This is a genomic window from Carnobacterium jeotgali MS3 (assembly GCF_000745125.1).
In the GTDB taxonomy this organism is placed as follows: domain Bacteria; phylum Bacillota; class Bacilli; order Lactobacillales; family Carnobacteriaceae; genus Carnobacterium_B; species Carnobacterium_B jeotgali.
Genome location: NZ_JQNF01000003.1, coordinates 302,123 through 328,593 on the forward strand (window position 1 = coordinate 302,123; position 26,471 = coordinate 328,593).

At 31.8% G+C, this 26,471-nt stretch carries 19 protein-coding genes; 3 read left to right on the forward strand and 16 right to left on the reverse strand.

Annotated features, from left to right (window positions below; all coding sequences use genetic code 11):
- The 13 genes from BP18_RS01600 to BP18_RS01660 all read right to left on the reverse strand — a co-directional run bounded on the left by BP18_RS01600 (position 1) and on the right by BP18_RS01660 (position 19,701).
- Positions 1-1,374, reverse strand: a complete 1,374-nt coding sequence (locus BP18_RS01600) for an O-antigen ligase family protein (protein ID WP_162176200.1) — start codon at positions 1,372-1,374, stop codon at positions 1-3.
- Positions 1,375-1,477: 103 nt separating this feature from the next.
- Positions 1,478-2,446, reverse strand: a complete 969-nt coding sequence (locus BP18_RS01605) for a beta-1,6-N-acetylglucosaminyltransferase (protein ID WP_029276830.1) — start codon at positions 2,444-2,446, stop codon at positions 1,478-1,480.
- A 1,046-nt stretch (positions 2,447-3,492) separates the two neighbouring features.
- Entirely contained in the window at positions 3,493-6,573 is a 3,081-nt protein-coding gene (locus BP18_RS01610) for a GW dipeptide domain-containing protein (protein ID WP_035050178.1), read from the reverse strand.
- 705 nt (positions 6,574-7,278) lie between these two features.
- On the reverse strand, positions 7,279-8,889 hold the full coding sequence (locus BP18_RS12510) for a glycosyltransferase family protein (RefSeq protein WP_029276824.1): 1,611 nt from the start codon (positions 8,887-8,889) through the stop codon (positions 7,279-7,281).
- A 92-nt stretch (positions 8,890-8,981) separates the two neighbouring features.
- Entirely contained in the window at positions 8,982-9,938 is a 957-nt protein-coding gene (locus tag BP18_RS01620; protein ID WP_029276822.1) for a glycosyltransferase family 2 protein, read from the reverse strand.
- 103 nt (positions 9,939-10,041) lie between these two features.
- Positions 10,042-11,136, reverse strand: coding sequence for a glycosyltransferase family 1 protein (locus BP18_RS01625; RefSeq protein ID WP_035050230.1), 1,095 nt, complete (start codon positions 11,134-11,136; stop codon positions 10,042-10,044).
- Positions 11,137-11,156: 20 nt separating this feature from the next.
- Positions 11,157-12,218 carry a glycosyltransferase family 2 protein gene (locus tag BP18_RS01630; protein WP_035050180.1) on the reverse strand — a complete coding sequence of 354 codons (1,062 nt, stop codon included), beginning with the start codon at positions 12,216-12,218 and terminating at the stop codon, positions 11,157-11,159.
- A gap of 7 nt (positions 12,219-12,225) precedes the next feature.
- On the reverse strand, positions 12,226-13,611 hold the full coding sequence (locus BP18_RS01635) for a sugar transferase (protein ID WP_029276820.1): 1,386 nt from the start codon (positions 13,609-13,611) through the stop codon (positions 12,226-12,228).
- 191 nt (positions 13,612-13,802) lie between these two features.
- Entirely contained in the window at positions 13,803-15,005 is a 1,203-nt protein-coding gene (locus BP18_RS01640) for a hypothetical protein (protein ID WP_029276818.1), read from the reverse strand.
- A gap of 9 nt (positions 15,006-15,014) precedes the next feature.
- Positions 15,015-16,187 carry a non-hydrolyzing UDP-N-acetylglucosamine 2-epimerase gene (gene wecB / locus BP18_RS01645; protein ID WP_035050184.1) on the reverse strand — a complete coding sequence of 391 codons (1,173 nt, stop codon included), beginning with the start codon at positions 16,185-16,187 and terminating at the stop codon, positions 15,015-15,017.
- A gap of 29 nt (positions 16,188-16,216) precedes the next feature.
- Complete coding sequence (locus BP18_RS01650; protein ID WP_051926194.1) at positions 16,217-17,155, reverse strand: glycosyltransferase; 939 nt, start codon at positions 17,153-17,155, stop codon at positions 16,217-16,219.
- Between the two features lie 30 nt (positions 17,156-17,185).
- Positions 17,186-18,607: a lipopolysaccharide biosynthesis protein gene (locus BP18_RS01655; protein ID WP_231549408.1), complete on the reverse strand. Its 1,422-nt coding sequence runs from the start codon at positions 18,605-18,607 to the stop codon at positions 17,186-17,188.
- A gap of 26 nt (positions 18,608-18,633) precedes the next feature.
- Positions 18,634-19,701, reverse strand: coding sequence for a glycosyltransferase (locus BP18_RS01660; RefSeq protein ID WP_035050186.1), 1,068 nt, complete (start codon positions 19,699-19,701; stop codon positions 18,634-18,636).
- Between the two features lie 229 nt (positions 19,702-19,930).
- On the opposite strand from BP18_RS01660, the gene galE reads away from it, so the two are divergent.
- Positions 19,931-20,941 carry a UDP-glucose 4-epimerase GalE gene (galE, locus tag BP18_RS01665; RefSeq protein ID WP_029276812.1) on the forward strand — a complete coding sequence of 337 codons (1,011 nt, stop codon included), beginning with the start codon at positions 19,931-19,933 and terminating at the stop codon, positions 20,939-20,941.
- Between the two features lie 135 nt (positions 20,942-21,076).
- Here the strand turns inward: galE and BP18_RS01670 are convergent, their stop codons facing one another.
- The 3 genes from BP18_RS01670 to map form a co-directional block, all read right to left on the reverse strand.
- On the reverse strand, positions 21,077-22,018 hold the full coding sequence (locus tag BP18_RS01670; RefSeq protein ID WP_029276810.1) for a YihY/virulence factor BrkB family protein: 942 nt from the start codon (positions 22,016-22,018) through the stop codon (positions 21,077-21,079).
- 86 nt (positions 22,019-22,104) lie between these two features.
- Positions 22,105-23,148: an acyltransferase gene (locus BP18_RS01675; RefSeq protein ID WP_029276808.1), complete on the reverse strand. Its 1,044-nt coding sequence runs from the start codon at positions 23,146-23,148 to the stop codon at positions 22,105-22,107.
- 438 nt (positions 23,149-23,586) lie between these two features.
- Positions 23,587-24,342, reverse strand: a complete 756-nt coding sequence (gene map / locus BP18_RS01680; RefSeq protein WP_029276806.1) for a type I methionyl aminopeptidase — start codon at positions 24,340-24,342, stop codon at positions 23,587-23,589.
- A 267-nt stretch (positions 24,343-24,609) separates the two neighbouring features.
- Between map and BP18_RS01685 the strand changes: the two genes are divergently transcribed.
- Both BP18_RS01685 and BP18_RS01690 read left to right on the forward strand, forming a co-directional pair.
- Positions 24,610-25,518 carry an RluA family pseudouridine synthase gene (locus BP18_RS01685; protein ID WP_035050238.1) on the forward strand — a complete coding sequence of 303 codons (909 nt, stop codon included), beginning with the start codon at positions 24,610-24,612 and terminating at the stop codon, positions 25,516-25,518.
- Between the two features lie 126 nt (positions 25,519-25,644).
- Entirely contained in the window at positions 25,645-26,385 is a 741-nt protein-coding gene (locus tag BP18_RS01690) for a WecB/TagA/CpsF family glycosyltransferase (protein WP_007723548.1), read from the forward strand.
- Positions 26,386-26,471: the final 86 nt, after the last annotated feature.

Genomic DNA, 26,471 nt, shown 5'->3' on the forward strand with positions numbered 1-26,471 from the left:
TTATTTCACCTTCGCAATTTCTTTTTGCTGATGTAATCGTAAAAATGGCATAAAGCCAAGTGTATACCAAAAAATCAAACTAGTAACATCTCGATTATTAAAGATTAAATGGTTTTCTACTAAGTCTTCAAATAATAGTGCCAAAATCAAACTCAATAATATTAAAAACACTTGATTCAATGGTTCGTTCATTTCTTCTTTTATCTTAACTACATAGATAACATTATCTTTCAATATAAGAACCATAAACGTGCCTAAAATAATGAATCCTACAATTCCTGATTTTACTAAAACAGCTACGTACGTATTATGCATGTTACCATGGGCTCTCTTTAATTCCATTTTATCTAACTCTGATAAGAGATTCTCATCAATTTGTTTTGTAGTATTTCCATTTCGATATAAATCAGCATCTGCTAAACCAAATAAAGGACTTTGTTTCATAGCTGTTAATCCTGCTGTCCAAATTGATAATCTACCTGATGACACTTCTGCTCCTTCTTCAGAATGCTGAATATCTACCTTTTCAACTTTAAATCCATTCTTTTTACTATCTTTTTTTGCCGTTTCACCCGAAGAATTATCCTTCGTAAATGCTTCTTCTATATCTACAATACTGGTTATCGTTCCTGGGACGTAACTCAACCCAGATTCAATAACCACCGTCACCACATTTAAAGCAAGAAAACTTAATATAAAATACACACAAATATTTTTAAGTCTTTTTCCAACTTCTTTTTTTGTTAAAATCACTTGTAAAGATAATAATACCAATAAGATGATAAAAAACATATTTGCTGTTAATTGTGTTCCGCGTGAAGATGCTAAAATATAAAATAGATACTGGACAACTAAGTTAACAATATATAACCATGAAAAACTTTTCCATTTTCCTCTTTTCAGGATATTATTAACTACTGACAGAACAATTGAAAGAAAGCCAAATAATGCTCCTACGTTTGGACTAGTGTACAACCCAAATAGACGACTCTCAGTGAAACCTTGTCTTGCTATTATACCTATAGTTCCAGTTGGAACTGTATAGGCTATATCAAATATAAAAAGAAAAACTGAAATAAATGACAGAACACATACAATACTAACAAAAACATCTATAAAAAATGAATAGTTCCGTTTGATAATTTCATCTTTCTGTTTGTAGTCAATAGGATAAAATAAAAACAAGGTAGTTACAAGATAGATCCAATTATAAATTGAATCTATAAAGTTATAAGGGTAGTTCAATATAACTGAAACCAAATAAGAAACCCCTAATGTTAACAAAATATACCAATAAGGCATTTTAAACATTGTTCTTTCAGTAAAGAAATCTTTCATTAAAATAAGTATTCCCCATGCAAATGTTATTTTCATGGGTATATTTTCTATATTGAAATCACTTGGAACAAAGTAAAAAATAAAAACAACCAAATTTACTATTCTAAAAAAATCTCTATTAAAAATTATTTTATTTAACTTATTCATTCATATTTACCTCATTTTCTAAAATATGCTGATCAATAGCTTCTAATAATTTTTTTGATTTATCCGTGCTGACTTTCCGAACAAATAATTTATCACTTTTCATGATTTCATCAAAGTCTTCATAACTGAACCATTTTGTCATTGACTTATCTATTATATGAATATTCGCTAGTAAAGAAGTTTGAAAGGTAGTTTCAGCTCTATCTTTTATATCAATTGCTTGATCAGGGCCATTAACTTGATTTTTATTAGCAAATGATGAATTGAAAAAAAGTGTATGGAAAAACTTTTCGTCAGAAGCGAAACCAATTTTAAAAATTAAATAGTCCCGTTCTTTAGAATGATAAATATTAATTAGTTCCCTTAAACAACTATCTGTTAACGCCCACCACTGAGAACCATGGTATAAATCAAATTTGTGATGTCGAATAGCTTTAGGAAGATGGAATTTACGTAATACTTTATTGATAACAGCTCTAAATATTTTAAAAAATGTAGTATTTGTTTTTTTAATCCACGGATAATCATGTTTTTGCCATAAGTCTATATGCAAACCAAATAATTCTTTATTCTTTATTTTATCTAAATTAATTCCTCTAATAAATTCCGTATTTGTATTTTTCTCAAAAAAGCGGTAAATATCATTTGAGTTTTTAATAGGATAATCTGATCCAGATAATAAAACATATCGCATATAAGAATCGTGTTTATTTAAAGCAGTTTCAATTAAATTTAATTCAGCCTGTACAATTGAAAATCCGCCCCAATAAATTTTTACACGATTTTGTATAAGAGTAACATTTGGATAGCTATCAAACAGTGTAGCAAACGGTGTAATATCATTTTTTTTATCAATATGAATATAAAAATCCGCACGATCGTTTAAACGATTAACTAAACGATGTAAATTTTCAGGATCATTATACGCAAGAATTAGGTAACATATTTTATCTAAATTCATTTTGTTTTACTCCTAAATATATCATTTTTTTATTATTTCATCAGAATATTAAATTTTTATACTATCTAATATTTATTCTTCCTTGTTTTCGAATACGGTACACATTATAAGCATAAAAATTATACTTTATTCTAGTTTTTTTCATAATAATTTTGTAAATAACAACATATAAATAGTCTCACTATTATTAAAAGTTACAAATCTAACTTTTGTCTTTACAACATCTTCATTATTTTCTGAAGCTATAATTCCATTTTTTACTGATAATATTAATACGTTCATCTTTCAGAAAATATTTCCACCAAATTTCTTTACTACCATTTGCTGAATTAATTCTAATCTTCAAATGATTGGTTTAGAATACTTTCATCAAATATATATAACGTCTTTTCAACATCATATATAAGTAAAATTAACCTGGACAATATAGGTCTACTATCCTCATTCTCTCTCCCAAAAACTATAGCTGCATTAATAAACATTTAATTATTTCATGTTTATCAATTGGTTAAATCAATACTACATATATAGATACATAGTGCATCAAAAATATTATACCATAAATTATTACTCTTATTCCCGAAAATAGTAATTGTAATATTCTTTTATTAATCATATATTACCTCCTTATTATTGATTTATAGCTATCAATATTTCTAATCACCATCCTTAAGTTAATTTATCTACCGTAATAAAAGTAGCGTATTTGACAAAAGCAATTAGATCCAAATCTTTTAACGTATACTTTATATATAATATAATAGGGATAAAGATATAAGAACTAGAGTATGTGGGGTAAATAAGTGCATTAAAGGTCTTTGGCTATCAGAAAAAAGCTCAGTAGAGTAAAATCTTTGTTTATCATGCCTGTACATAACTGGAGACTGCAATCAATACACAAAGAACATTTTCTTTTCTATTCTATTCTTGAAGCAAGTTCTATAATAATCATTCTAATATAACAAAGAGGCTAAGACATGTGTCCCAGCCTCTTCGTTTATAAAGTTTGATTTATAAAACAACAATTATTGTTAAGTATATGAATTTTACTTTAACTCTACTGAATCGCTTTTTATCCAACCAATAACTTCATTATTAAATGCAATTTCAAACCAGTCATTCTGATTTTCTGTTGTAACTTTCTGAGTAACAACTAATTCTAAATTACTGTAATCTGCTAATTCTCCAACAACCTTACTGTCTATAGTATAACCATCTTTGATTACAACATGAGCTGAGTCTTTTGCGACAACAGCAGTAGTTACAGAACTACCCTCTAATTCACTCATTGATTCAGAGTCAGAGCGAGGCTCTTCACGGAGTTCGTTAATTTCAATTCCCGTTTCGGATATCCATCCAATAGTGTTTCCTTCTAATGAAACTTCAAACCACTCAGCACCATCATTAAAAGTAGCCTTTTGAGTCACAGTAATCATATCACCACTATATTCAGATAAATTACCAATATTATTACTTTCGCGTTGGTAAGAACTCCAGATATCGTAATTTTCAGAAGTAACAATAAAGGTTCCATTAATGTTTTCTAAAGTAGCTACTTCTATAGGTTCTTTCTTTTCTTGTATGGAAGCACTAGTTAGGTTAACTTTATTTACATTAATGGCATTTTGTCCTATCCAACCGATTATTTTTCCATCTGCTGAGAATTCTACCCATTTCGTTCCATCTGGCAATGTTGCTTCTTTTGTTATTGTTAATTGTTTATTTGTGTAATTATTTAAGCTGCCTAAACGTTTACTACTTCCTGCATAGTTACTCCATATACCGTAATTATAAGCATCTGCTGCCGGCATTGCTGCATAATTTACTGGAACAACATTTGTATTAATTGCTTTTATGTTGACCCAGCCGATTATTTTTCCATCTGCTGAGAATTCTACCCATTTCGTTCCATCTGGCAATGCTGCTTCTTTTGTTATTGTTAATTGTTTATTTACGTAAGCATCTAAGCTGCCTAAACGTTTATTATTTCCTGTATAATTGATCCATATGCCATAATTATAAGCATCTGCTACTGGCATTGCTGCATAGTTTACTGGAACAACATTTTGATCAATTCCTTTTTCGCCTACCCAACCAATTACTTTTCCATCTGCTGAGAATTGCAACCATTTCGTTCCATCTGGCAATGTTGCTTCTTTTGTTATTGTTAACTGTTTATTTGCATAAGCATTTAAGCTGCCTAAACGATTATTATTTCCTGTGTAATTGCTCCATATGCCATAATTATAAGCATCGGTTACTGGCATTGCTGCATAATTTACTGGAACAACATTTGTATTAATTGCTTTTATGTTGACCCAGCCGATTACTTTTTTATCTACTGAGAATTCTACCCATTTTGTTCCATCTGGCAATGTTGCTTCTTTTGTTATTGTTAATTGTTTGTTTGCGTAATTATTTAAGCTGCCCAAACGTTTATTATTTCCTGTATAGTTACTCCATATACCGTAATTATAAGCATCTGTTGCCGGCATTGCTGCATAATTTACAGGGATAACGCTTTGATTAATTCCTTTTTCACCAACCCAGCCGATTACTTTTCCGTCTGCTGAGAATTGCAACCATTTTGTTCCATCGGGTAGTATTGCTTCATTTGTAACAGTTAATACTTTATTTGCAAAAAAACTTAGACTGCTTATTCGTTTATTATTTCCAGTATAGTAATTCCACACCCCATAATTATAAGAATCTGTGGTTGGCATTCCTTTATAGTTAACTGGTCTAACATTCATGTCGATTGCTTTTTTAGCAACCCAGCCAATTACTTTTCCATCAACAGAAATCTGTACTTTTTCAACGCCTTTTGAATCTTTAACAGTTTTTAGAACCTTAGTTGTTTGGTTAGAATACATATTTAATCCCTTAACAAATGAACCACCATTATAATCAGTCCAAATACCATAATCATATGCGTTTGCTACTGGCATACCAGTCAAGTCGACAACTACGGGTACTTCCTCAGGTTTAGAACCTATAGCTACTCCATCTTTAGCTACCCATCCAATTACATTACCATTAACTGAAAACTGTACCCAAGATGAGCCGTTAACATATTTTTCATTTGTTACTTCAATTGATTTACCAGAATAACTTGAAAGACCTGCTACACGTTTACCTCCAACATAGTTACTCCATACACCATAGTTATAAGCATCTTGATCTGGTGTACTTGAAATTGAAGTTAGTTGCAAACTACTTGCATTGACCCAACCGACATCTTTGCCCTCTTTACCAATCAGATACCAATCGCCAGTGTTCGTTCTAACTCTCTTTTGAACATAAATATGTTGATTTGCATAATTAGATAAATTAGCAACTTTTTTCCCATTTATTGCTGAACTCCAAACTCCATAATTATGTGGGTCAACAGGTAACACATATGCACCAACCATATCTTGTTCTTGATAGACTTGATTTGGCATCGCATTATATTTTTCAACTATGAGACTATAAAATTCATTTACTGTATATCCCCATTGTGCAAAATAGCCTACTGGATCTGTATGGTTAGTTCCACCTAAATAGCGCGAAACTTCATCATGAGTCCATACCGTTCCTGAGCCTTCTTTAGTAGCTCTTGAAGGTGCTAAATCAAAATAATGCAACATGTTAGCAATCAAAAAAGCGTCATTATTTACTGATTGAGCAAACTGATGGAATGTATTGTGTTCGACTAATTCAATCTGATAAAAACGTGGATTAGCTTGTTTCCCCGCACCCCAAACAGCATAATCTGCAGGATGAATTTGAATAATATTATCTTTATCAACAAATGCATGAACGAAAGCATTTTCATAGTTCTGTCTCATGTAGGCAATTTCACCATGAATAGTCGAATTTTTATTTGCTGTTTCATGAATGACAATTCCTTCTGCTTGACCATTACCATTGCGGTAATCAAATTTCGGAAACTGAGTAAATTGTTTTGTTATTTTAGGTATCCACAAATTTTGTTGTTTAATATATGTATTGACTTTAGGATATGTACTTCTTTGTAATATGCTATAATTTATTGCGGCCTCTACTGTATCTGTTGGTTCGTAAAAACCAAAGACACCAATCCCTATTAACCCCAAAACTACCGTTGCTTTATATCTTTTCCTCATTATTTAATTCTCCTTCAACATTTTTATAAATAAAGTAATCATAAAGAAACTTATATAATTACAATAACTTTAATTATAATATAATTCTATAATTAAATATACCCCAAAAATTATAACTGGTTCTATAGTTTTATCTAGCCTTAATTATATTAGAAATATAAACATTCCAATGATAAATAATCAAATAAGAAATGAATGTAACTCTTGATCAAAGTATGTTTCCATTAAAAAAACGAAAAAGATTATGAATTAGTATATAATTTGAATAACTCACATATATAAGTTAAATATTCTAGAAGTAGGTTTCCTTATACTAAATTCAACTTCCACCTTACTAGAGAACCAGATTGTAGTATTATTAACCGAGGAAGGAACTCAATAATATAAAAACAGATACACAAGAGCATCTATTTTTATATTAATTACAGGTGAATATTTGTAATATTGGATTTGTCATCACGTTTATTTCAATCTTTTTTAGAAAGACGATTTTTTCCTCGTTAAAACTCTAGCAGAATTAATAGTTGTTAAGAGTATCCTCTTTAAAGTAACAATCAGAATTAGTGATTAATATATTTCAGTTGGTTCTTTCACAATAATAATGATAGTGCCTAGAAATAAAAATAATCATTAAAAAAAATTTAAGTTGTACTTCAACTGTCAAAATAATTAATAGTTCATAAACTTAGATTATTAGGAAGGTATTCACTGTTTTTGAAAACTACCTTTTTTTAATAAATAAAAAATAAAGAGGATAAGAGAGAGTAACGATATGATTTGAGCAAATCTAGCTAATTTAGTATATTTGTAAAAAATTTTAATAGTAGACTTTCCTGCGTCTAAGCTAAATTGGGTAGTACCATATTTGGATAAACTTGAACTTATTTCTTCACCATTTTGTTGTACAACTTGACCTTTATAAAAATATAAAGGTGTAACAACATTAATCGGTTTATTACTAGTGTTATCGTAACTAAAAGAAAAAGTAGAATCAGTTACTGAAAAATCAACATTTTGAGTAACATTATCTATTATAAATTCTTTGTTTCTTAACATTTCAGAATAGTTTAAAGATGCTTTATTAGCATAATCTGTGTGTACATAATTTTGAGATATTAAATTCGCTTCATTACTATTATATATATCTTTTCCATCTTGCGATATTAAATGCTGAACGGAAACAACATGTAAAATAATTATAAATACAGATAAAGACAAAAATTTGTTTATTTTTTTACTTCTTGTTTCTGTAGAGGATGTCAAAGAGACTGAACCGGCGTAAGATAAAAAAAGTGTAGCATAAGCAGTTAATCGCCAAGTAAATTGAATTACTGTTAAAGGTGTCTTTTGAATAATAAACCAAGGAAATAGACTTGTAGAAATATATAAAGTAAATAATCCCATAAAAAAGATAAACAGATTAAATTTTGTTAATTTTTCACGCCTTTTGTAAGTATGTAGAGCCACAAAGAAAATTAGTAACCCTACTCCAAAATAAGATAAATTATTATTTAATGTAGCAGAAAAATATTCACTTACATTTAAACCTCTTAAAGTGCCTCCTCTAGGTACTTTAAGCTTGACAAAACTTGATTGTTGAAACATTGGTACAAAGGCAGCAGCTGACAGACTAAGAGTGCATATAGTAGCCTTTATTAGTGCAAATATTCTTTCTTTTTTATTATTTTTCAAATAAATAGAAAATAAAAATACTATAAAGATAATCAGAACATTTAATAGTACTGATAACAAATGAGTATAAACCGTTAGTGTCATACCTATTGTTAACCAATACCATTTTTTGTAATCAGAAAAAAATATATAATAGCAACCCAAAAATATTAAAGGCAAAAAGGTTAATGCAATTGCTTCTCCAAGAGATCCTCTAAAATAAATATCGGTACTTCTATATGAAGCAAAACCATAAATCAGTGAGAAAACTATTGCTGAAAAGTGACTTTTTTGCATTTTATACATACACAAATATGAAAAAGACATCGTAATAAATGTAAAGAAAAGATAGTATAAATTATACGTTACTATTAAATTACCAGTGATTTGTAAAAGCATATACGCGGGATAGAGTGTTAACCATGGGTAAAATATGTTCATAGCAGTACCATTTCCCCCGAAGTTATTAAAATTTACAGGTGAAGATAATACATTACTTAAACCACGAATCCTAGATAAGTGAAAAGCAGTATCTTGATTTGTAAAATGATAAATATTTTTTGTTATTATAGAAGGTAACATATATATTACACTAAAAAACAAAATTAGCATAAAACTGATTATATATTTTTTTTTGTCTGACATAAGAAACTCCTTTTTAATATAATATATAATTTAAAGAACTAATAAATTCTGTTCATAAAAATTATACATATTAACTTTTCAATCTTTATTATTTATTTTTTCATAGAATCATCTTCTTTAATAATGTATAATGGTCTTTTTTTTGTCTCTAAAAACATTTTACCAAGATACTTGCCTAGGATTCCTAAACAAAACAATTGTATTCCTCCAATTGCTAATATAATACAAACTAAAGATGGCCAGCCAGAAGTCGGATCATTAAAAACAATAGTTCGAATAATAATTAAGACGGATAAAACTATAGATAAGACAAAAGAACTCAACCCAACATAACTGGCAATGGATAAAGGAACATCTGAATAAGCAATAATTCCATCAACTGAATATTTAAATAACTGCCAAAAAGACCAAGATGTTTCACCAGCAACACGTTCTTTATTCGTGTACTCTAAATAATGTGTTTTGAACCCAACCCAGCTAAAAATTCCTTTTGAAAAACGATTGTACTCTGTAACAGAAAGAATAGCATCCACCATCTGCCTAGTCATCATTCTAAAATCTCTTGCACCATCCACAATTTCTGTATCAGAAATTCGATTTATTAATTTATAAAAATGTCTCGCAAAGAAAGAACGAATAAGAGGTTCCCCCTTACGAGTAACTCTGCGTGTACCCACGCAATCAATTTCATTTTCGGTATCTCTCAACAAATGTATCATTTGAGGTAAAAGTTCAGGTGGATCCTGAAGGTCAGCATCCATTACAACAGTATAATCACCTTGAGCTTTCTTTAGGCCTGCATAAAGTGCAGCTTCTTTTCCAAAGTTACGAGAAAACGAAATATATTGAACAATATTTGGATGTTGTTCAGCTAAATTTCTAAGAATCGTCAACGTTTTATCTTTAGAACCATCATTAACAAATATAAATTCAAAATTGATATTTGTTATCTTTATACATTCCTTTTGTACAGTTTGAAAAAATATAGGCAAAACTTCTTCTTCATTATAACAAGGGATAATTATTGATAATAATTCATTTTTTTTCAAAAAAATTTCACTTCCTATTTCTATTTCTATTTCTATTTCTATTTCTATTTCTAAGTATCAGCTATTAAAAACCTTTACTTCAATAGGGTTATAACTAATATTTTTATTCTGTAAAATAAACCTTTTCTAATTGGTTTGCTGTTTTTTTCATATCGTATAAAAATAATTTTTCTGTTGGTTTATTCCCAAATGGTTCACTTAAAATAATAGTTGCCCATGAATCTGATTCTTCTGTTAAAGAAAGGAAATGAACGTTTTCCGATAAAGCAGTTTCTTTAGAAACCTCTGTAGAAAGAACGATTTTCAAACCTGCTGCTTGTGCTTCAACTGCTGAAATAGGAAGGCCTTCATATAACGATGGCATTAAAAAGATATCCATTGCTTTTAATAATTGAGGGATATCATCTCGTAAACCTAAAAATGATACTTTAGATTGCAAGTCAAGATTAATCACTTTATCTTTTATTCTATCTTCTAAGCTTCCCTCACCGATTAAAATCAAATGACAATCAGATTTTTTTTTAACTGTCTTCTCAAAAATATCGATAAGAAAATCATGATTTTTTTGGTTTTCAAACCGACCAATATTCCCAATAACGAGAGCATTTTGTAAGATACTTAATTCATTTCTAATTTCTTCTTTACTTTGAGAAATATTCTTATACGATTCTAAGTCGATGCCATTCGGCACAAAAATAAAAGGCTGATCTTCGCCGTACAGACCAATACCCGCTTCATGTGAACAAGCTAAATAATCAGTAGCATTTTTTAACAACATACGTTGAAATATTTTTCTGATTGTATTTATTACAATCTTATTTCCTTTACCATCTGTTGTAGCATGGCTGTGGGCTACTCTTTTTGAAATACCTGCTTGTTTAGCTAACAACAAGTTAAGTCCTCCGCCAAAGAATATCTCATTGTGGACAATATCAAAGTGCTTATCTTTCAGCAATTTTTTTACTGTCTGAATATACGCCAGTATATTTTTATTTGGATTAGGTACTGAGTAGATTTTTCCACCCAACTCATGGATTTCTTTATTGTATGGTTTAACATCTTCAAAATCATCGTAAATTAAAAAATCAAATTGAATCTTAGTTCGATCAATATTACGGTAAGCATTCATCATGAAGGTTTCTGCTCCACCTTTTCCCATGCGTCCTTGAAAATGTAAGACTCTTAGAGGTTGTTTCATTTTCACATCAGACCTTTCTTTTAAAATTTTCGTTTGAATTTTTCAATTATTTTTGGAGATGCCATACTGACTGAGTACATTATTTTAGATGCAGTGTAATTGACTGAAACTGATTTTGTTTTAAACAACATTTTCATTACTTGTCTAATTTTTGTATCTGTCAGACTATCTTTACTTGCTTTAATAACATCTGGGTGTTGCATAATAGTTTTGATGTACTCTCGTTTTTCACGGTAAGTTAAAGGACAGCTTTCACTGTGTAACGGAATAATACAAGACATTACACCTTTTAAAAAAAGTGCACTAAATCCTTTTTCATGTTTCTTGGTCAAAGCTAGTAACTCGCGATAAAATTCAACAAACGTATCAAATTTATTGTCAAAATATTTATTTGTTAAACTGTTTTTTCCATCAAATGAGTAATCATAAAGTACATCACTCACTACTTTACAATTTTTCACATAATTAAAATAGCGAATATTAAACAATCTGTCTTCACAGCTATTATATGGCGGAAACTCTATTCCATGTTTTTTTATGATATCTAACTTAAAAAGTTTATTCCAAGCTACATACATTAATTGCTTATTCATTAAAGGATAGACATTGTTTAAAAATTCTTCATGTGTTTCCATCATTTGATTTGGCGCTTCAACAAAGCGAGTATCTACTAGTTCTTCGCCATCAAGCACATTCATATTATATGAAGAAATGGTCAAATCCACATTCTCATCTTTCACATGATCTGCATATATTTCTAACGTACCTTCTTTCATCACGTCATCTGAATCAACAAATAAAAGATACTGTCCAGTCGTTATTTCAATTCCTTTATTTCTTGCGTTCCCTGGTCCTCCATTTTCAATGGTTTTAAATTTCACTCGAGAATCTTTACTATGGTAACGTTCAAGCACTTGTTGGGTATTATCTGTTGATCCATCATTTACAATAATTAATTCAAAATCAATAACTGTCTGATTCAACACACTTTCAATAGTTTTACCCACTGTGTCTTCACAATTGTATGCAGGCATAACCACACTGAAAAAAGGAGTATTCTCCATTTTATTTGATCCTTTCATCAATAGATCACACCAAATACTTTATATTATTTGGTATTTCTTTATTTTTTTCTTGTTCTTCTTCATCTAGTCCTTGAGAAGAAACTTTATCAAAGAGTATTTTAATTGTTTGCAACATGATTTTCACATCAAGTAAAAGCGAATACTTTTTAATATATAATAAATCAAAATTCAACTTACTGTTAAAGTCTGAAGCATATTTGCCATATACTTGAGCGTAACCAGTAATACCTGCTCTAACATTATGTCTCAAATAATAATACGGATTTTCTTTTTGAAATTGATCCACAAAAAATGGGCGCTCGGGTCTAGGGCCTACTACTGACATATCTCCTTTTAATACGTTAAATAATTGAGGCAACTCATCAATTCTTAAAGAACGGATGTATTTACCAACTTTAGTCACCCTTGCATCATTAGAAGACGCCAATACAGGACCTGATTCTTTTTCAGCTGTCGCACTCATACTTCTAAACTTTAAAACATTAAATTCTTTGCCGTCTTTTGTTATTCTTACTTGTTTGTAAAAAACTGGTCCTTCAGAAGTTAGTTTGACTAATAAAGCAGTTATCAGCATAAACGGAGAAGCAACTATGATAAGGACAACTGAAAAAAGAATATCCATCAAGCGTTTTATTAGATCATCTTCTGAGGAGATTTCAAAATTTGAGATTTCAATGATACTCTCGTCTTCAATATTCATAATGTTTGGATTAACCAGCAATAAATTATCAAAACTAGTTGTTAAAAACAGTTTTTTCTTTTTAGAAACCAACAAATTACAAATATTTGCTTTTTCCTCTTCAGCTATTTCACTTGCTAGATAAACAATATCTACCTGCTCAAGATGTTTTTCCACGTTAGTATAATAGTTAGAAACCACAGCATACTTGACAATGTGTCTTTTGCTTTTTGCATTTCCAATATTGAATATAGCATTTTTTATATCTTTTTCAGTTCCTACGATCATCACTTGCTTACTTCCACTAAAATGTTCGTAGAATTTGTACGCAACAACACGCCAAGCAAATAAAATAAGTGTGCTTAAAATCAGACTGATCAATAATACAGATCTTGGAAAAGTAAACCATCTACCAAAAAAAGTTAACGCCATAATCGATATGGTCATGATCAACTGTATGATAATAGTAATATATAAAAAGTCTGTAATAGATTTATTATAAAAAACGTACACTCCGAATAATAAATTTAATAAAACAAATAATGTTAAAATGTAAAAAAATGAATTCTCATAAGCATTATAATTATACATTGGAATGTCGCTCTTATAACGTACATAAAAAGAAAGGAGAATAGATAAATGGTACAACACTACATCCATTACTATTATTGCTATCCTTTTCGTTTTGGTGAATTTTTCTCCTTGAAACATAAAAAATTTCCTCCGATCAATCTCTGTTTTTAAATTATGGCTAGTATATAATATCATAGAACAAATTAAAATCCCATTGTATGCTAATGTCAAGTCACTGAACGTAAAAGTTAGTAAAAACTACTAATCTTTCAAATCATACCATAATTTTTCAAAATATTCCTAAAATAAAATAGGACATTACTATACTCTTACATCATTCGCCTTATTTTTTTATCTCTGCTTCCTATGTAAATAAAAATCAGTAATAAAAAGATCGAAAAAGCTGGATTTAAATAACCGCCTTTTTGAAAATTTAATGCTATAAATACTATCCCCATTTTAAAGTTTACGAATAAAGTACAGAAACTAAACAAAAAGCTTAAAAGAAAGGCTATTAAACCTAAATCAGATAAGATATAAGCATATACGTTCCATATATTAGGTGTATGCCCTATTCCGTTTCCTAGGAAAATATGTTCTACGTTAACATAATCCCAACTTCTTATAATTCTAAAATAAGCAGACCCATCTTTTCCACTTAATATATCAGCTGTCCTATTAATAATCGTTTCATTGATTAAATCCCATGAGAAAAATACGATTACTATGATTAAAAGCAAAGATACGGTTGTTGTTTTTGTCCATTTAAACTTCCTTAAATTAATTTTATTTATAAAGTATAACCCCTGAATCATAAGCATAATCCCTATAGCACTATATGAAAAAGTCAGAAATAGTGTTAAAGAAATTAAAATAGTAAAACCTTTTCCAATTTTAACTTTAACCTTATTAAAATAATTCATAGCTAGAACAATGTTTAAGAAATACCCTAGATAAGCCGGTTCTGAAAAAATACTTCTTGTTCTTATAAAATCGAGATTTTTATTAAAAGCATAGCTTAACAGATCTGTCCGTGTAAATTCCCAAAAAAATTTGTAAGGCAGCTGCCCATTTGTATACAACGCAAGGGTAATATAAATTCCAATAAAACAAACTGCCACTGCTGTTATATTAAGAATTTTCAAAAATTTTGCTTCTAGTTTTTCGCCTTTAACATAATTGTATATTCCAGTGACCAAAGCAACATAATAGGTTATCCTAATGAGAGCTGCCAATCCAGTTTTTAGAATGAAAGTTTCGTTATTGTAAACATTCATCACTATATTAGCTACTATCACGCCTAGTATTAACAAAATCCATAGCAGCTGATTTCTTTTTATTTTATAGTTCCCACTAATAAATAGGCTTATTCCTACTATAACAAAGAGATAATCGCTTAAAGTAAAGATACCAATCATCCAGTCTGTTACAACAAATGATAGACTCATCAGAAATAAAATTATGCTGGACCAAACATGATTTTTTTTCTTGTTAAAATCCAGCCACTTAGTTAATATAGCTCTCTCTTCCAAGTCTAACCCCTACTTTCTCCCTGATTTGTTTATATTTCCGTTAATAAAATCACTTGGTATATTTTTTTCATTACCTAGTATATAAGCAATAAAATCTAAAATTCTTTCACTTGCCAGTCCATCACCATATGGATTATTAGCTACAGCCATTTTTTTATGCGCCTCTTCATTTACTATTAGGTTTGTCATTTCTTTTATAATCGTTTCAGTTTGAGTACCCACAAGTTTAAGTGTGCCTGCTGCTACTCCCTCAGGTCTTTCTGTTGTATCTCTAAGTACAAGAACTGGTACGCCTAGTGAAGGTGCTTCTTCTTGAACACCACCTGAATCTGTCATTATTAAATAACTTTTCGCGGCTAAATTATGAAAGTCCAAGACTTCAAGTGGAGCTATTAAATGAATTCTAGGATGTTTCCCTAAAACTTGTTCAGCCATTTTTTGAACAACAGGATTTAAGTGAACCGGATAAATGATCTCAACCTCTTCATGTTGATCGACCACTTGACGTATCGCTTTAAACACTCTTTCCATTGGCTTTCCTTGATTTTCACGACGGTGCATTGTCACTAAAACAAGTTTACTATTCGGGCCAATATTTTCTAAGACAGTGTGATGATAGTCTTTGTTAATCGTTTGTTTTAACGCATCAATCGCTGTATTTCCAGTAACGAATATCTTTTCTTCAGGGTGATTTTCTTTTAATAAGTTCTGTTTGCTTTCAATTGTAGGAGCAAAATAAATGTCTGCAATGACATCTGTTAACTGACGGTTCACTTCTTCAGGAAAAGGGGCATATTTATCCCATGTGCGAAGGCCTGCTTCAACATGTCCTACTTTGATTTGGTTGTAGTATGCAGATATGCTCGCAGCGAAAGTAGTGGTTGTATCTCCGTGAACCAAAACAATATCTGGGTTCGCTTCTTTCATCACTTTGTCTAGTCCGATCAATACATTCGATGTGATTTCAGACAAAGTTTGGTTTTCCTTCATAATGTTTAAGTCATAGTCCGGAGAAATATCAAATGTCTTCAATACTTGATCTAACATTTCACGATGTTGCGCTGTTACAGCTACAAGAGATTCAAACCGGTCAGATTGCCTATTAAGCTCTTTTACTACAGGAGCCATTTTTATAGCTTCTGGTCTAGTACCAAAAATAGTTAGCACTTTTATTTTTTTCATAAGATTAACCTCCTACGATTAGACTATTTTTATTTTTTAATTAAATGACTTGCTACTTGTCGTTGCATAATAAGATACGCTTTGTCTAACATGTTGATAGTTTTAAGATCTTTCAGTGTATCTTTCTTTTCATCTTTATCTAACTTACTGTTCAACAGCCCTGAATAAATTGACAGCATTTGTCTTTTGATTAATTTTTTTTGTTCTTTAGTATATTTTTTATTTAAATACATTTTTTCTAATTCTTTATAAATGACGATATACGAATCAACTGTTCTGTTTAATCTTTCTTGACTTTGATTGGTCATGATCGAGTTCTCGCGGTATCTTCTATTATAATAAAAGACATTTGCATAGATCATCGAGTGACTGTTTAAAAAGATTTGAGTAGTAAACAGCTCGTCCTCATGTAAAATGCCTTCATAGAACGAAAGAGCATTTTTTTTAATGACTTCTCTCTTCACCATATAGAGATATACAGGAGATGCAAATGTTCGTCGGTTCACTTCAAAAAGGTTTTGTGTATAAAGTATTCCTTCTTTTAGCCTATGACTAAAATCATAATTATTTTGTTCAATCGGTTCATTTAGTTCATCTAAAAATGCTCTACCATTAAAGCGGATAAGGTCTACTTGATCTTTTTCCATTAAATAAACCAACTCTTTAATAGCATTTGCTTCTAAGTAATCATCTGAATCAACAAATAATACGTACTCTCCGCTTGCTACTTCTAGACCTGTATTTCGTGCTCCTGAAAGACCTTTATTGGCTTGTTCAATAAATTGAATTCTACTGTCTGACAAATAAGGTTTTACTTTTTGATTGCTCATATCTGTACTACCGTCATCAACGACAATAATCTGCAGTTCTCGGTAGGTCTGTTTTACAATAGAGTCTAAACATTCTTCTATATACATTTCCACGTTGTACACAGGGACAATAACTGAAACTAATGGAATTATCTGCACTCTATTCTTCCTTTCAAAACTTCTGTACTTTTACTTTTTCTTAATGACTTCTTTTAATAATTTCATTTGTCCTGTAAGAATCAGCCCTATAATAAATAGAATTACAAATGCAATCCCATTAATCATAAGATTAACAAAACTTGAAAATGAAAAGCGCGGAATCACCACAAAGAATACGCCTTGAATTATGGCCATTATAACGGGTTTGACTAACGCTTTTCCAAACTCAATAAAGTTTGAGTTGAATAACCGATACATCAATAAATAATTCGTTTGGATAAAGTTCACTGTAAAGGCAATGATAACCATCAAAGCAACATACTCAATTTTACCAGCCCAAATTCCTATAAAAATAGCGGTTACTGTAACCACTGCAGATAAAACACCTGAAAGTAATAATAAATCTGTCCGATTAGCAGATTGAAAAATAGCACCTGTGCTGCTTAGAATCATTTGAATCCAAACCGATAAAGCTAGAATTTGGAAGGTTACTACACTTCCGCTCCATTGATCGCCAAACAAGAATAAAATAATATCGCTAGAATGAAAGACTAAAAACACAGAAAGCGGTAACCCAATCGTGGCTAAAATAGTTGTGATCTTTAAATACACGGATTTTATTTTTTCTAAATTTTTTTCATAGTCAGACATGATCGGTTGGATCACGGGAGAAATCACATTTGTCAAAATTTGATTGGGGTATAACGAGACTTGATAGGCTTTGTCATAAAACGCCAACGAACTGGCTGAAAAATAACGTCCAATCAACAAGCTGTCTAAATTTCTTGAAAAATAATTAATGAAATTAAATAAGAATTGATTTTTTGAAAAACTAAAAATCTTTTTCAATGGCGCTTTGTCTATTTTCAAAGACGCCTTTAAATTGGTTTTTAGATAGAAAATTATAAATAATAACGCTGCTTTGGCTGTATTGCTAATAATCAATGAATAATAGCTAAAGCCGTTTATAGCCATTACAATCGATACAACACCTGATACAATGTTGGCCAGTACCGTTACCATATTTACCGTGCTGAATTTTTTGTCTCTTAACAACATTGATTGCGGCACAACTAAAATACCATAAAAGAATACGCAAATTGCTAACACTATACTAATCGGTTTGTATACTTCATTGTTATAGAAAGCACTAATGGGATGCCCTAAAAACATAAACACAATTCCTAAAAACAGTGCTAAATAAAGTGAAAAACCAAATATGCTATTGATTTCTTCTTTTTCTAATGATTTATTTTGAATAATAGCTGGACCAATTCCAAAATCAGCCAACATCTGAAAAAAAATCAAAAAGACGTTTACCACAGCGACAATTCCATACTCTGCTGGAGTTAATATTCTTGAGAGTACAGCCGTAACCAACAGTTGAATCACAACATTGGAATACTTCCCAATTGCACTGTAAAAGATGCCTTTTTTAAACTCATCAGCCATTCCCATACTCCGTAACACCTTCACTTCTATTTTGATTTAATTAAGAGATTTTTTATCACTTTAAAGCTTTTTTGAAATTTCTTCCCTATTATGATTCTTGTTTGCATCAATTTTAATGCAGTTGAGTATTTTTCGTATCTTAACAGCAGAATTAATAATTTTACAAATGAATTTTTTTCTTTTTCTGTTTCTATTTCAGCAATGGCTTGTTTGATTTTAGGATCTTGCATGAGTTCTTCAATTCGTTCCTCTTTTTCAGGGAGTGTAAGTGGGCAATCTTCCCAAGCTAAGTTGCTTAATTCTAAATAAAGCGCACCCCAATAGTGTTGATTCACTAAATCGTGGTATTCTTCTTCTTTCTTCCAGTAGAGCATCCACTCTTCAAACTGATCGGCAATCGTGTATTCATAAAAAAAACGCTCTTTACGGTAGCGATTAACAGCTGATCCTTCACGGAAGACATAATGATAATAAGCTTTTTGATGGTAATAGACTGTTTCGATATCAAAGCCTACTAATTGGTTAAACAAAGCATCTTGACCTACTTTTTGATTCGTAAACCGAATAGTGTGCTGCTTTAGGAATTCATGTTTATATAATTTATTCCATAAAGCGTATGGCGATAACGCATAGTGTCTTCTAAAATCAGCTCTGAAAGCTTCCTTTTTTTGAAGTCCATTTAATGTAGGCATTTTTTCAGTTTTCGTGACTTTACCTTCTTTGTCGACTACTTCATCGAAATACCCAAACACCACTAGATCGGCATTCGATTCGATTGCTTTTGCAACCGTTTCTTCAACTAAATTTGCTTCAAAATAATCATCTGGATCAGCAAAATAAATATACTCACCAGTAGCTTTATCTAGTCCTGCATTTCTGGCAAAACCTGAACCGGCATTTTTTTGATGGATAACGGTAATATGTGGATTTTTCAAACTGTATCGATCGCATATTTCTCCCGATTCATCAGTTGATCCATCATTTACCAAAATAATTTCTATGTTTTGATACGTTTGATTTAATGCGCACTGAATCGCTTTTTCCAGCTGCTCTGCAACATTGTAGATAGGCATAATAATTGATACTTTACTCATCCTTACACCCCTTTCATTTTCACTAATGCAATGACTTGCCTATTATAGCATAATCAAATGACTGAAACATTACAGTTTTCTAAAGACTAATTTTCATTTTCTATTCTTACAAATTTAAGCGGTTTTCAACTTGATTATCGTTGACTTATTTCCAATCAATGAGTAGACTTAATCTTGTTAGAGAGATATAACGATTGATATTAAAAATTCAAATAAATGAGGGATAAATATGGCTATATTAGTAACAGGCGGCGCCGGTTATATCGGCAGCCACACAACGGTAGAATTATTGAATGCTGGGCATGAAGTTGTTATCGTTGATAACTTTTCAAACAGCAAACCTGAAGTGTTAAATCGAATCAAAGAAATTACTGGAAAAGAATTCTCTTTTTATGAAGTCGATGTATTAAATAAAACAGATTTAGAAGCGGTATTCAAAATTCATGACATAGAAGCAGTTATTCATTTTGCCGGCTACAAGGCTGTGGGCGAATCTGTTAGTGAACCGTTAAAATACTACCACAATAACTTAACCAGCACTTTTGTTCTTGCTGAGTTAATGGAAACTTATAATGTTAAAAAATTGGTTTTCAGTTCTTCTGCAACAGTTTACGGAATGGACAATATCTCTCCGCTAACGGAAGATCTACCTTTAAGCACAACCAACCCTTATGGCACAACTAAAATGATGATTGAACAAATCTTGCAAGACGTCTATGTTTCAGATTCTTCTTGGAGCATTGCATTATTGCGTTACTTTAATCCAATCGGCGCTCACGAAAGCGGACGCATCGGAGAAGATCCAAACGGCATTCCAAATAACTTGATGCCTTATATCACCCAAGTTGCTGTAGGCAAACGTGATCAATTAAGTGTGTTTGGTGGCGACTATGATACTCCAGACGGCACTGGTGTGCGTGACTACATTCATGTAGTGGATTTGGCTAAAGGTCATTTAAAAGCTGTTGAAAAGATTCTTTCTTCAGAAGGCATTGAAGCTTACAATCTTGGAACTGGAATAGGCTACAGTGTACTAGATGTTGTAACGAATTTTGAAAAGGCTACAGGTAAGAAAGTTCCTTATACTCTTACAGATAGACGTCCTGGAGACATTGCTACTTGTTATTCTGACGCTTCAAAAGCCGCTAAAGAACTTGACTGGAAAGCGGAGCATACGTTAGAAGACATGTGCCGTGATTCTTGGAAATGGCAAGAAAACAATCCAAACGGCTACGAATAAAACGAAGCTCAATAAAAAAACTCATTCCTCTTTTGATGATTTATTTCATCAGAAGTAGAATGAGTTTTTTTATTTATACTATTAGTATTGCTAGATGAGTTCATTTAATAAATTCAAATTTCCGGAATTTTTTCTTTATCGTCTAAATGTAGTCTTTACTTTAGTTCGGATATACCTCTCGGCACGAGAAGGAGCCGCTTCATTGATTGTACCATTTTGATAAACATCAATTGCTGCGTTGATAACAGCACCTGCAGTCATTAATGCTCCAATAACTTGCAGCCAAATCAACATGATCATAAACGTTCCAATCGTTCCGTAACTTTTAGTACCAATAGCAAAATATTCAACATAAACGGCAAAAACTTGAGAAACTAACATCCAACCGATTGTTGAGAAAGCTGCTCCAGGAAGAACGCTTTTGAAAGCTATTTTTGCATGCGGTACAAAGTAATACAACAAACAAAAAATAATAAACAACACAATCATCGTAACTGGCCATCTTAAACTTTGAAATGTTTCACTAATGGTTAAAGGTATATCAATTATTGGGGTAATGTATTCTAATATCAATTGCCCAAACCCAAAAATGATCACAAGTAACATGATACTGAAAATCAAGAGTGTCGTTAAGATTAGCGAAAATAATCTAATAATCACGACGTTTCTTCTTGGCTCTACACCATAAGCTTTATTCATGCTCACTTGCATTGCGGTCATTCCTCTACTGGCTGACCATAAAGCTCCAATCACGGCAATCGACAATATCCCTCCGCTGCTTCGTGTAAACCAACTTGTTAACACATCTTCTACTTGATCAAAAAAATAGTTTGGTACAGCATTTTCAATGTACGGCAATAATTCTGCTGCATCTAAACGGAAATAGGGCAATACATTGCCAATCACAACAATAACAGGGAAAATAGACAATAAAAAATAATAACTGATAATAGCTCCCGAATTCCAAACTTCAGCTTCTCGATATTTTTGAACCACAATACTACTGAATTTTTTTAGTGCTTTTTTCGTTTCTTTTTTCTTTAAATCTACCTTACCTATTGGACTATCTTCTGACATACTTAGACTCCTTTTTCGAAACTAACCATCATTATACCTATTTATATTAAAAAAATAAAATACTTATTTTTATAGAAATAAGTATTTTATAGAATAAACCGTTTTATAAATGGCAGTTGAGCCATTGCCTTAACACAAACGTAACTGATACAAAAAATCAAAAGAGTCAAAAGAGGTATGGATAAAATTGGAGTAGTAAATAATGTCGTTACTCCTGTCTTCCATATAAGGAAAATAATCAACACATGGATCAAATAAATTCCAAAGGAATAAGTTGACAGTTCTGAAAGGACACGTTTAAATTGCGTTTTAACATTCTTTGGGTTCAATCTTTCTTTTGCCAATAAAAAAGCTGCAATACTCATGAAAAATACATTCGGTGTTAAGTACTCGTAGGGAATGTCATAATGTTTTCCTTGTTTAAGCGACTCACTACTTGTAATGATAATAGTAATCATTAAACCGGCCAAACCCAATAGATAAATTCCTGTTTTCAGCCATTTTTTCAAATCGTAATGAGCCAGATAATAACCAGCAAAAAAGTAGCCCACGTAACCAAAGGTAATATCTAAGTTAATGCCTCTTTCCGCGAAAGTTACGGTAGAGCTGACTGGAAACTCATGATAAGACGGAAGAATAAAACCTATATAAAAGCAGAATACAATCACATATAAAATAATTTTCTTGTCCTCAGCGATTTTTCTGAGAAAAGGAATCATCACATAGATTTCAATCATTCGAAAAAGAAACCACAAATGGAAATGCCCTTCTTTGAATGCTTCAACCATTATACTCCATACTTCTGAATTGAATGTCCGGTATTCGTTCCATATAAAAATTAGAGAATATAGAGCTGACCAAAAAATAAAAACCGTTACTAGACGAAAGACATTTTTTTTATAGAATTTTTTAATTGAGAACGTTCTTTTCGGATCTAAAAAAAATAGCCCGCTCATCATAAAAAATAGTGGTACACTCATCCGAGCAAAACTATCGTATACATTCAGCATTTGCCACTGATACGAGTCGATGGCATATAAGTCAAAATCACGTGAGATGATATGGATGGTAATCACTAAAAAAATAGCTGCTACCCGAAGAATATCAGCATAAAGAATTCTTTCTTTCATAGTTACAGCTCCTTCTTGTTATTTCAGACTACAGTATACCAACAATGCAAAAAAACTGAAAACAACTGAACTTTCACAGCATGTTGGCTGACTCTCCTTTAAATGTAGAGTAAATAGATAGATGGTTAATTAGTGCGATTGGTGTGGTAGTGACTTGGTTTGGTTCGGTCAACTCAAATCTGGATTTCTGTTTGAGTTGGTCTAACTAGCCTCTGTTTCGTCCTACTCAAATTTGTTTTCTGTTTACGTTGGGCTAACTAGCCCCCTGTTCGTCCTACTCAGATCCTTTTCCCATTTGAGTTAGGCTAACTAGCCTCTGTTTTACCTACTCAAATATGTTTTCTGTTTGGGTTGGCGAAACAGAGGCTCCATTCGACAAAATCAGATGAAAAAAATCCTAAACAATCTTCATCAGAAGCTCGTTTAGGACTTTTTTATTTAATCTTTTTGCAAGGTTAAAATTCTAGGACCATCTTTAGTAATGGCTAATGTGTGTTCGAATTGACAACTAATCCCGCCATCTTTTGTACGAGCAGTCCAACCGTTGTCATCCATTTTAGATTTCCATGTTCCGGTATTGACCATTGGTTCAATAGTAATAACCATGCCTTCTTTCAAGCGTAAACCTTTTCCAGCTTCTCCATAATGCGGAACTGACGGTGCTTCATGCATCGTTGGCCCAATACCATGTCCAATAAATTCACGGACCACTGAGAAACCTTCTCCTTCAACATACGTTTGGATTGCATGACCAATATCTCCAATACGGTTCCCCACTTGTGCTTGCTCGATTCCTAGGTAAAGAGCTTTTTTAGTGACTTCCATTAACTTCTCAGTTTCAGGGGTCCCTTCACCAACAATATAGCTCCAACAAGAATCGGACATTGCGCCTTTTAAATTAACAACTGTATCGACTTTAATCAAGTCGCCGTTCTTTAAAACTTCATTTTTCAAAGGGAATCCATGACAGATTTCATCATTGACGCTGACGCAAGTTGCATATTCATATCCTTCAAAACCGATTTGCTCGGCAATTCCACCATGTTCTTCAATATAGCTTTGCATAAATTCATTGATTTCCCAACTTGTTATACCAGGTTTGATAATCTCTCTCAAGGCAATATGTGCATTTGCCAATAGTGTTCCTGATTCATCCATTGCATCAATTTCACGTTGTGATTTTAGTGTGATCAATTTTGTTCCTCTTTTCTATTTAGTCTTACGCATTTTTTACTCTTCTTTTCTATTATAAGCTTTATTCCTAAATTTGTGAACCATTCTTCTCATTGATTAAGATGTATGCCCTTTTTCTCATAATTTATTGAAATAATCTGTTCTATTTTGTCTTCTTCACCATTTAAAAGGCTTTCTATTTAAATTATTCTTACTTTAGGGTTATTTTTGTCCCTTTTTCCGTTATACTCTACTAGAGAACAATTAATGAGAGCGAGTGGTTTTTTAATGAATAAAAAAACGAATTATACCCCTAAAAAAAATACTAACAATCAACTGTATACTGTGACGGAACCAATGGAATTATTGCCTTTTTTATTAAGCGTAATGACACATACTAGCCGTAATTCGGTGAAATCGACTTTAACAAGAGGTCAAGTAACTGTCGATGAAAAAATGACCAAAAAACACAATCTTCCGTTACTTCCTGGTCAAGTTGTCGCAATTCAATCCAATAAAGCAGCAATCAAAGAAACTGCTTTGGTTGGAATGACGATTCTTTATGAAGATGATGCCATTATTGTTATCGATAAAGAAGCGGGTTTATTATCGATTGCAGCTAAATTTGCTCAAGAATTGACTGCCCATCGCCAGTTGATCAATTATGTCAAACAAGAAAATCAAAACAACCGTATTTACGTCGTTCACCGTTTAGACCGTGATACTTCTGGTGTAATGGTTTTTGCAAAAACCGAAAAAATCAAACAAGACATGCAAGAAAATTGGAAAGAGATAGTCAAAGAACGAATCTATACGGCTCTAGTTGAAGGTGTAGTCCGTGAAGATGAAGGCACCATTAAGACTTGGTTAACAGAAAGCAAAGCAATGAAAGTCCATTCAGCTACTTATGATAATGGTGGGAAATTGGCTATTACTCATTACAAAAAAATACGCAATAACGAAGACTTCACTTTACTAGAAGCTCGTTTAGAAACCGGACGTAAAAACCAAATTCGGGTTCACATGGAAACGCTTGGTCATCCTGTTGCTGGGGATAAAAAATATGGGGCGACTTCTAATCCATTAAAACGATTAGGTTTGCACGCAACTACTTTAGCGTTGATACACCCTACCACCGGAGAATTAGTGCGGTTTCATTCAAAAGTACCTAAAGTATTCTTGATGCACTCAAAATAAACGCGATTTAAGCAAAATTTTCTATTTGGAGAAAAAAAGAGAAAGCTTTGCTTTATCTCTCCTCCAGTTCAATGGTATGATAAATAAATAGTTAGATTAGTAAAAGGGTTTAAGGGTGGTTGGTTTATGGAGCATGAAAAAGTATCGGTATTAGGAGTGGCTTTTGACAATAAGACAAAAGAAACATTCCTTGAAGAATTAATGGAGCGGATTGATCACAACCAAAAATCTTTTGTGGTTACAGCCAATCCAGAAATTGTCATGTATGCAAAAAAAGATTCCTCTTATATGTCGCTTATCAAAGAAGCTGACTACGTTATTGCTGACGGGATTGGCATCATAAAAGGATCGAAAATATTAGGAACGCCGATTGTTGAACGGGTTGCAGGCTATGATTTAATGTTAGCTTTACTTGAAGAAGCAAATAAAAAAGGCAGCCGTGTTTATTTATTAGGTGCAAAAGAAGACGTTTTGCAAAGTACGGTTAAAAAAGTTAAAGAACGTTATTCTTCGATCAATCTTGTTGGATCAAGAAATGGTTACTTTGATTTTTCGGATGTTTCAGTGATTGAATCCGTTCAAGCGACACAACCCGACATGGTCTTTGTTGCTATCGGTTATCCAAGACAAGAACAATGGATTCACCAGTACCTTAAAACTGCTTCAAAAGGATTGTTAATGGGTGTAGGCGGCAGTTTTGATGTTCTTTCTGGAAAGTCAAAGCGTGCACCAAAAATCTTTATCCAGTTAAATAGCGAATGGTTGTATCGTTTGATCAAGCAGCCTTTCCGCTTAAAACGAATGATGGCATTGCCTCAATTCTTAAAAGAAGTAAAAAACGAAAAAAAGCAAGTCCACAAAAAATAATCTAAAGAAGCTGAACAGTTTTTTTCGTTCAGCTTTTTTCACAGATTTTCATTGATAAAAATCAACGATAAATGAGGTTAGTTCGT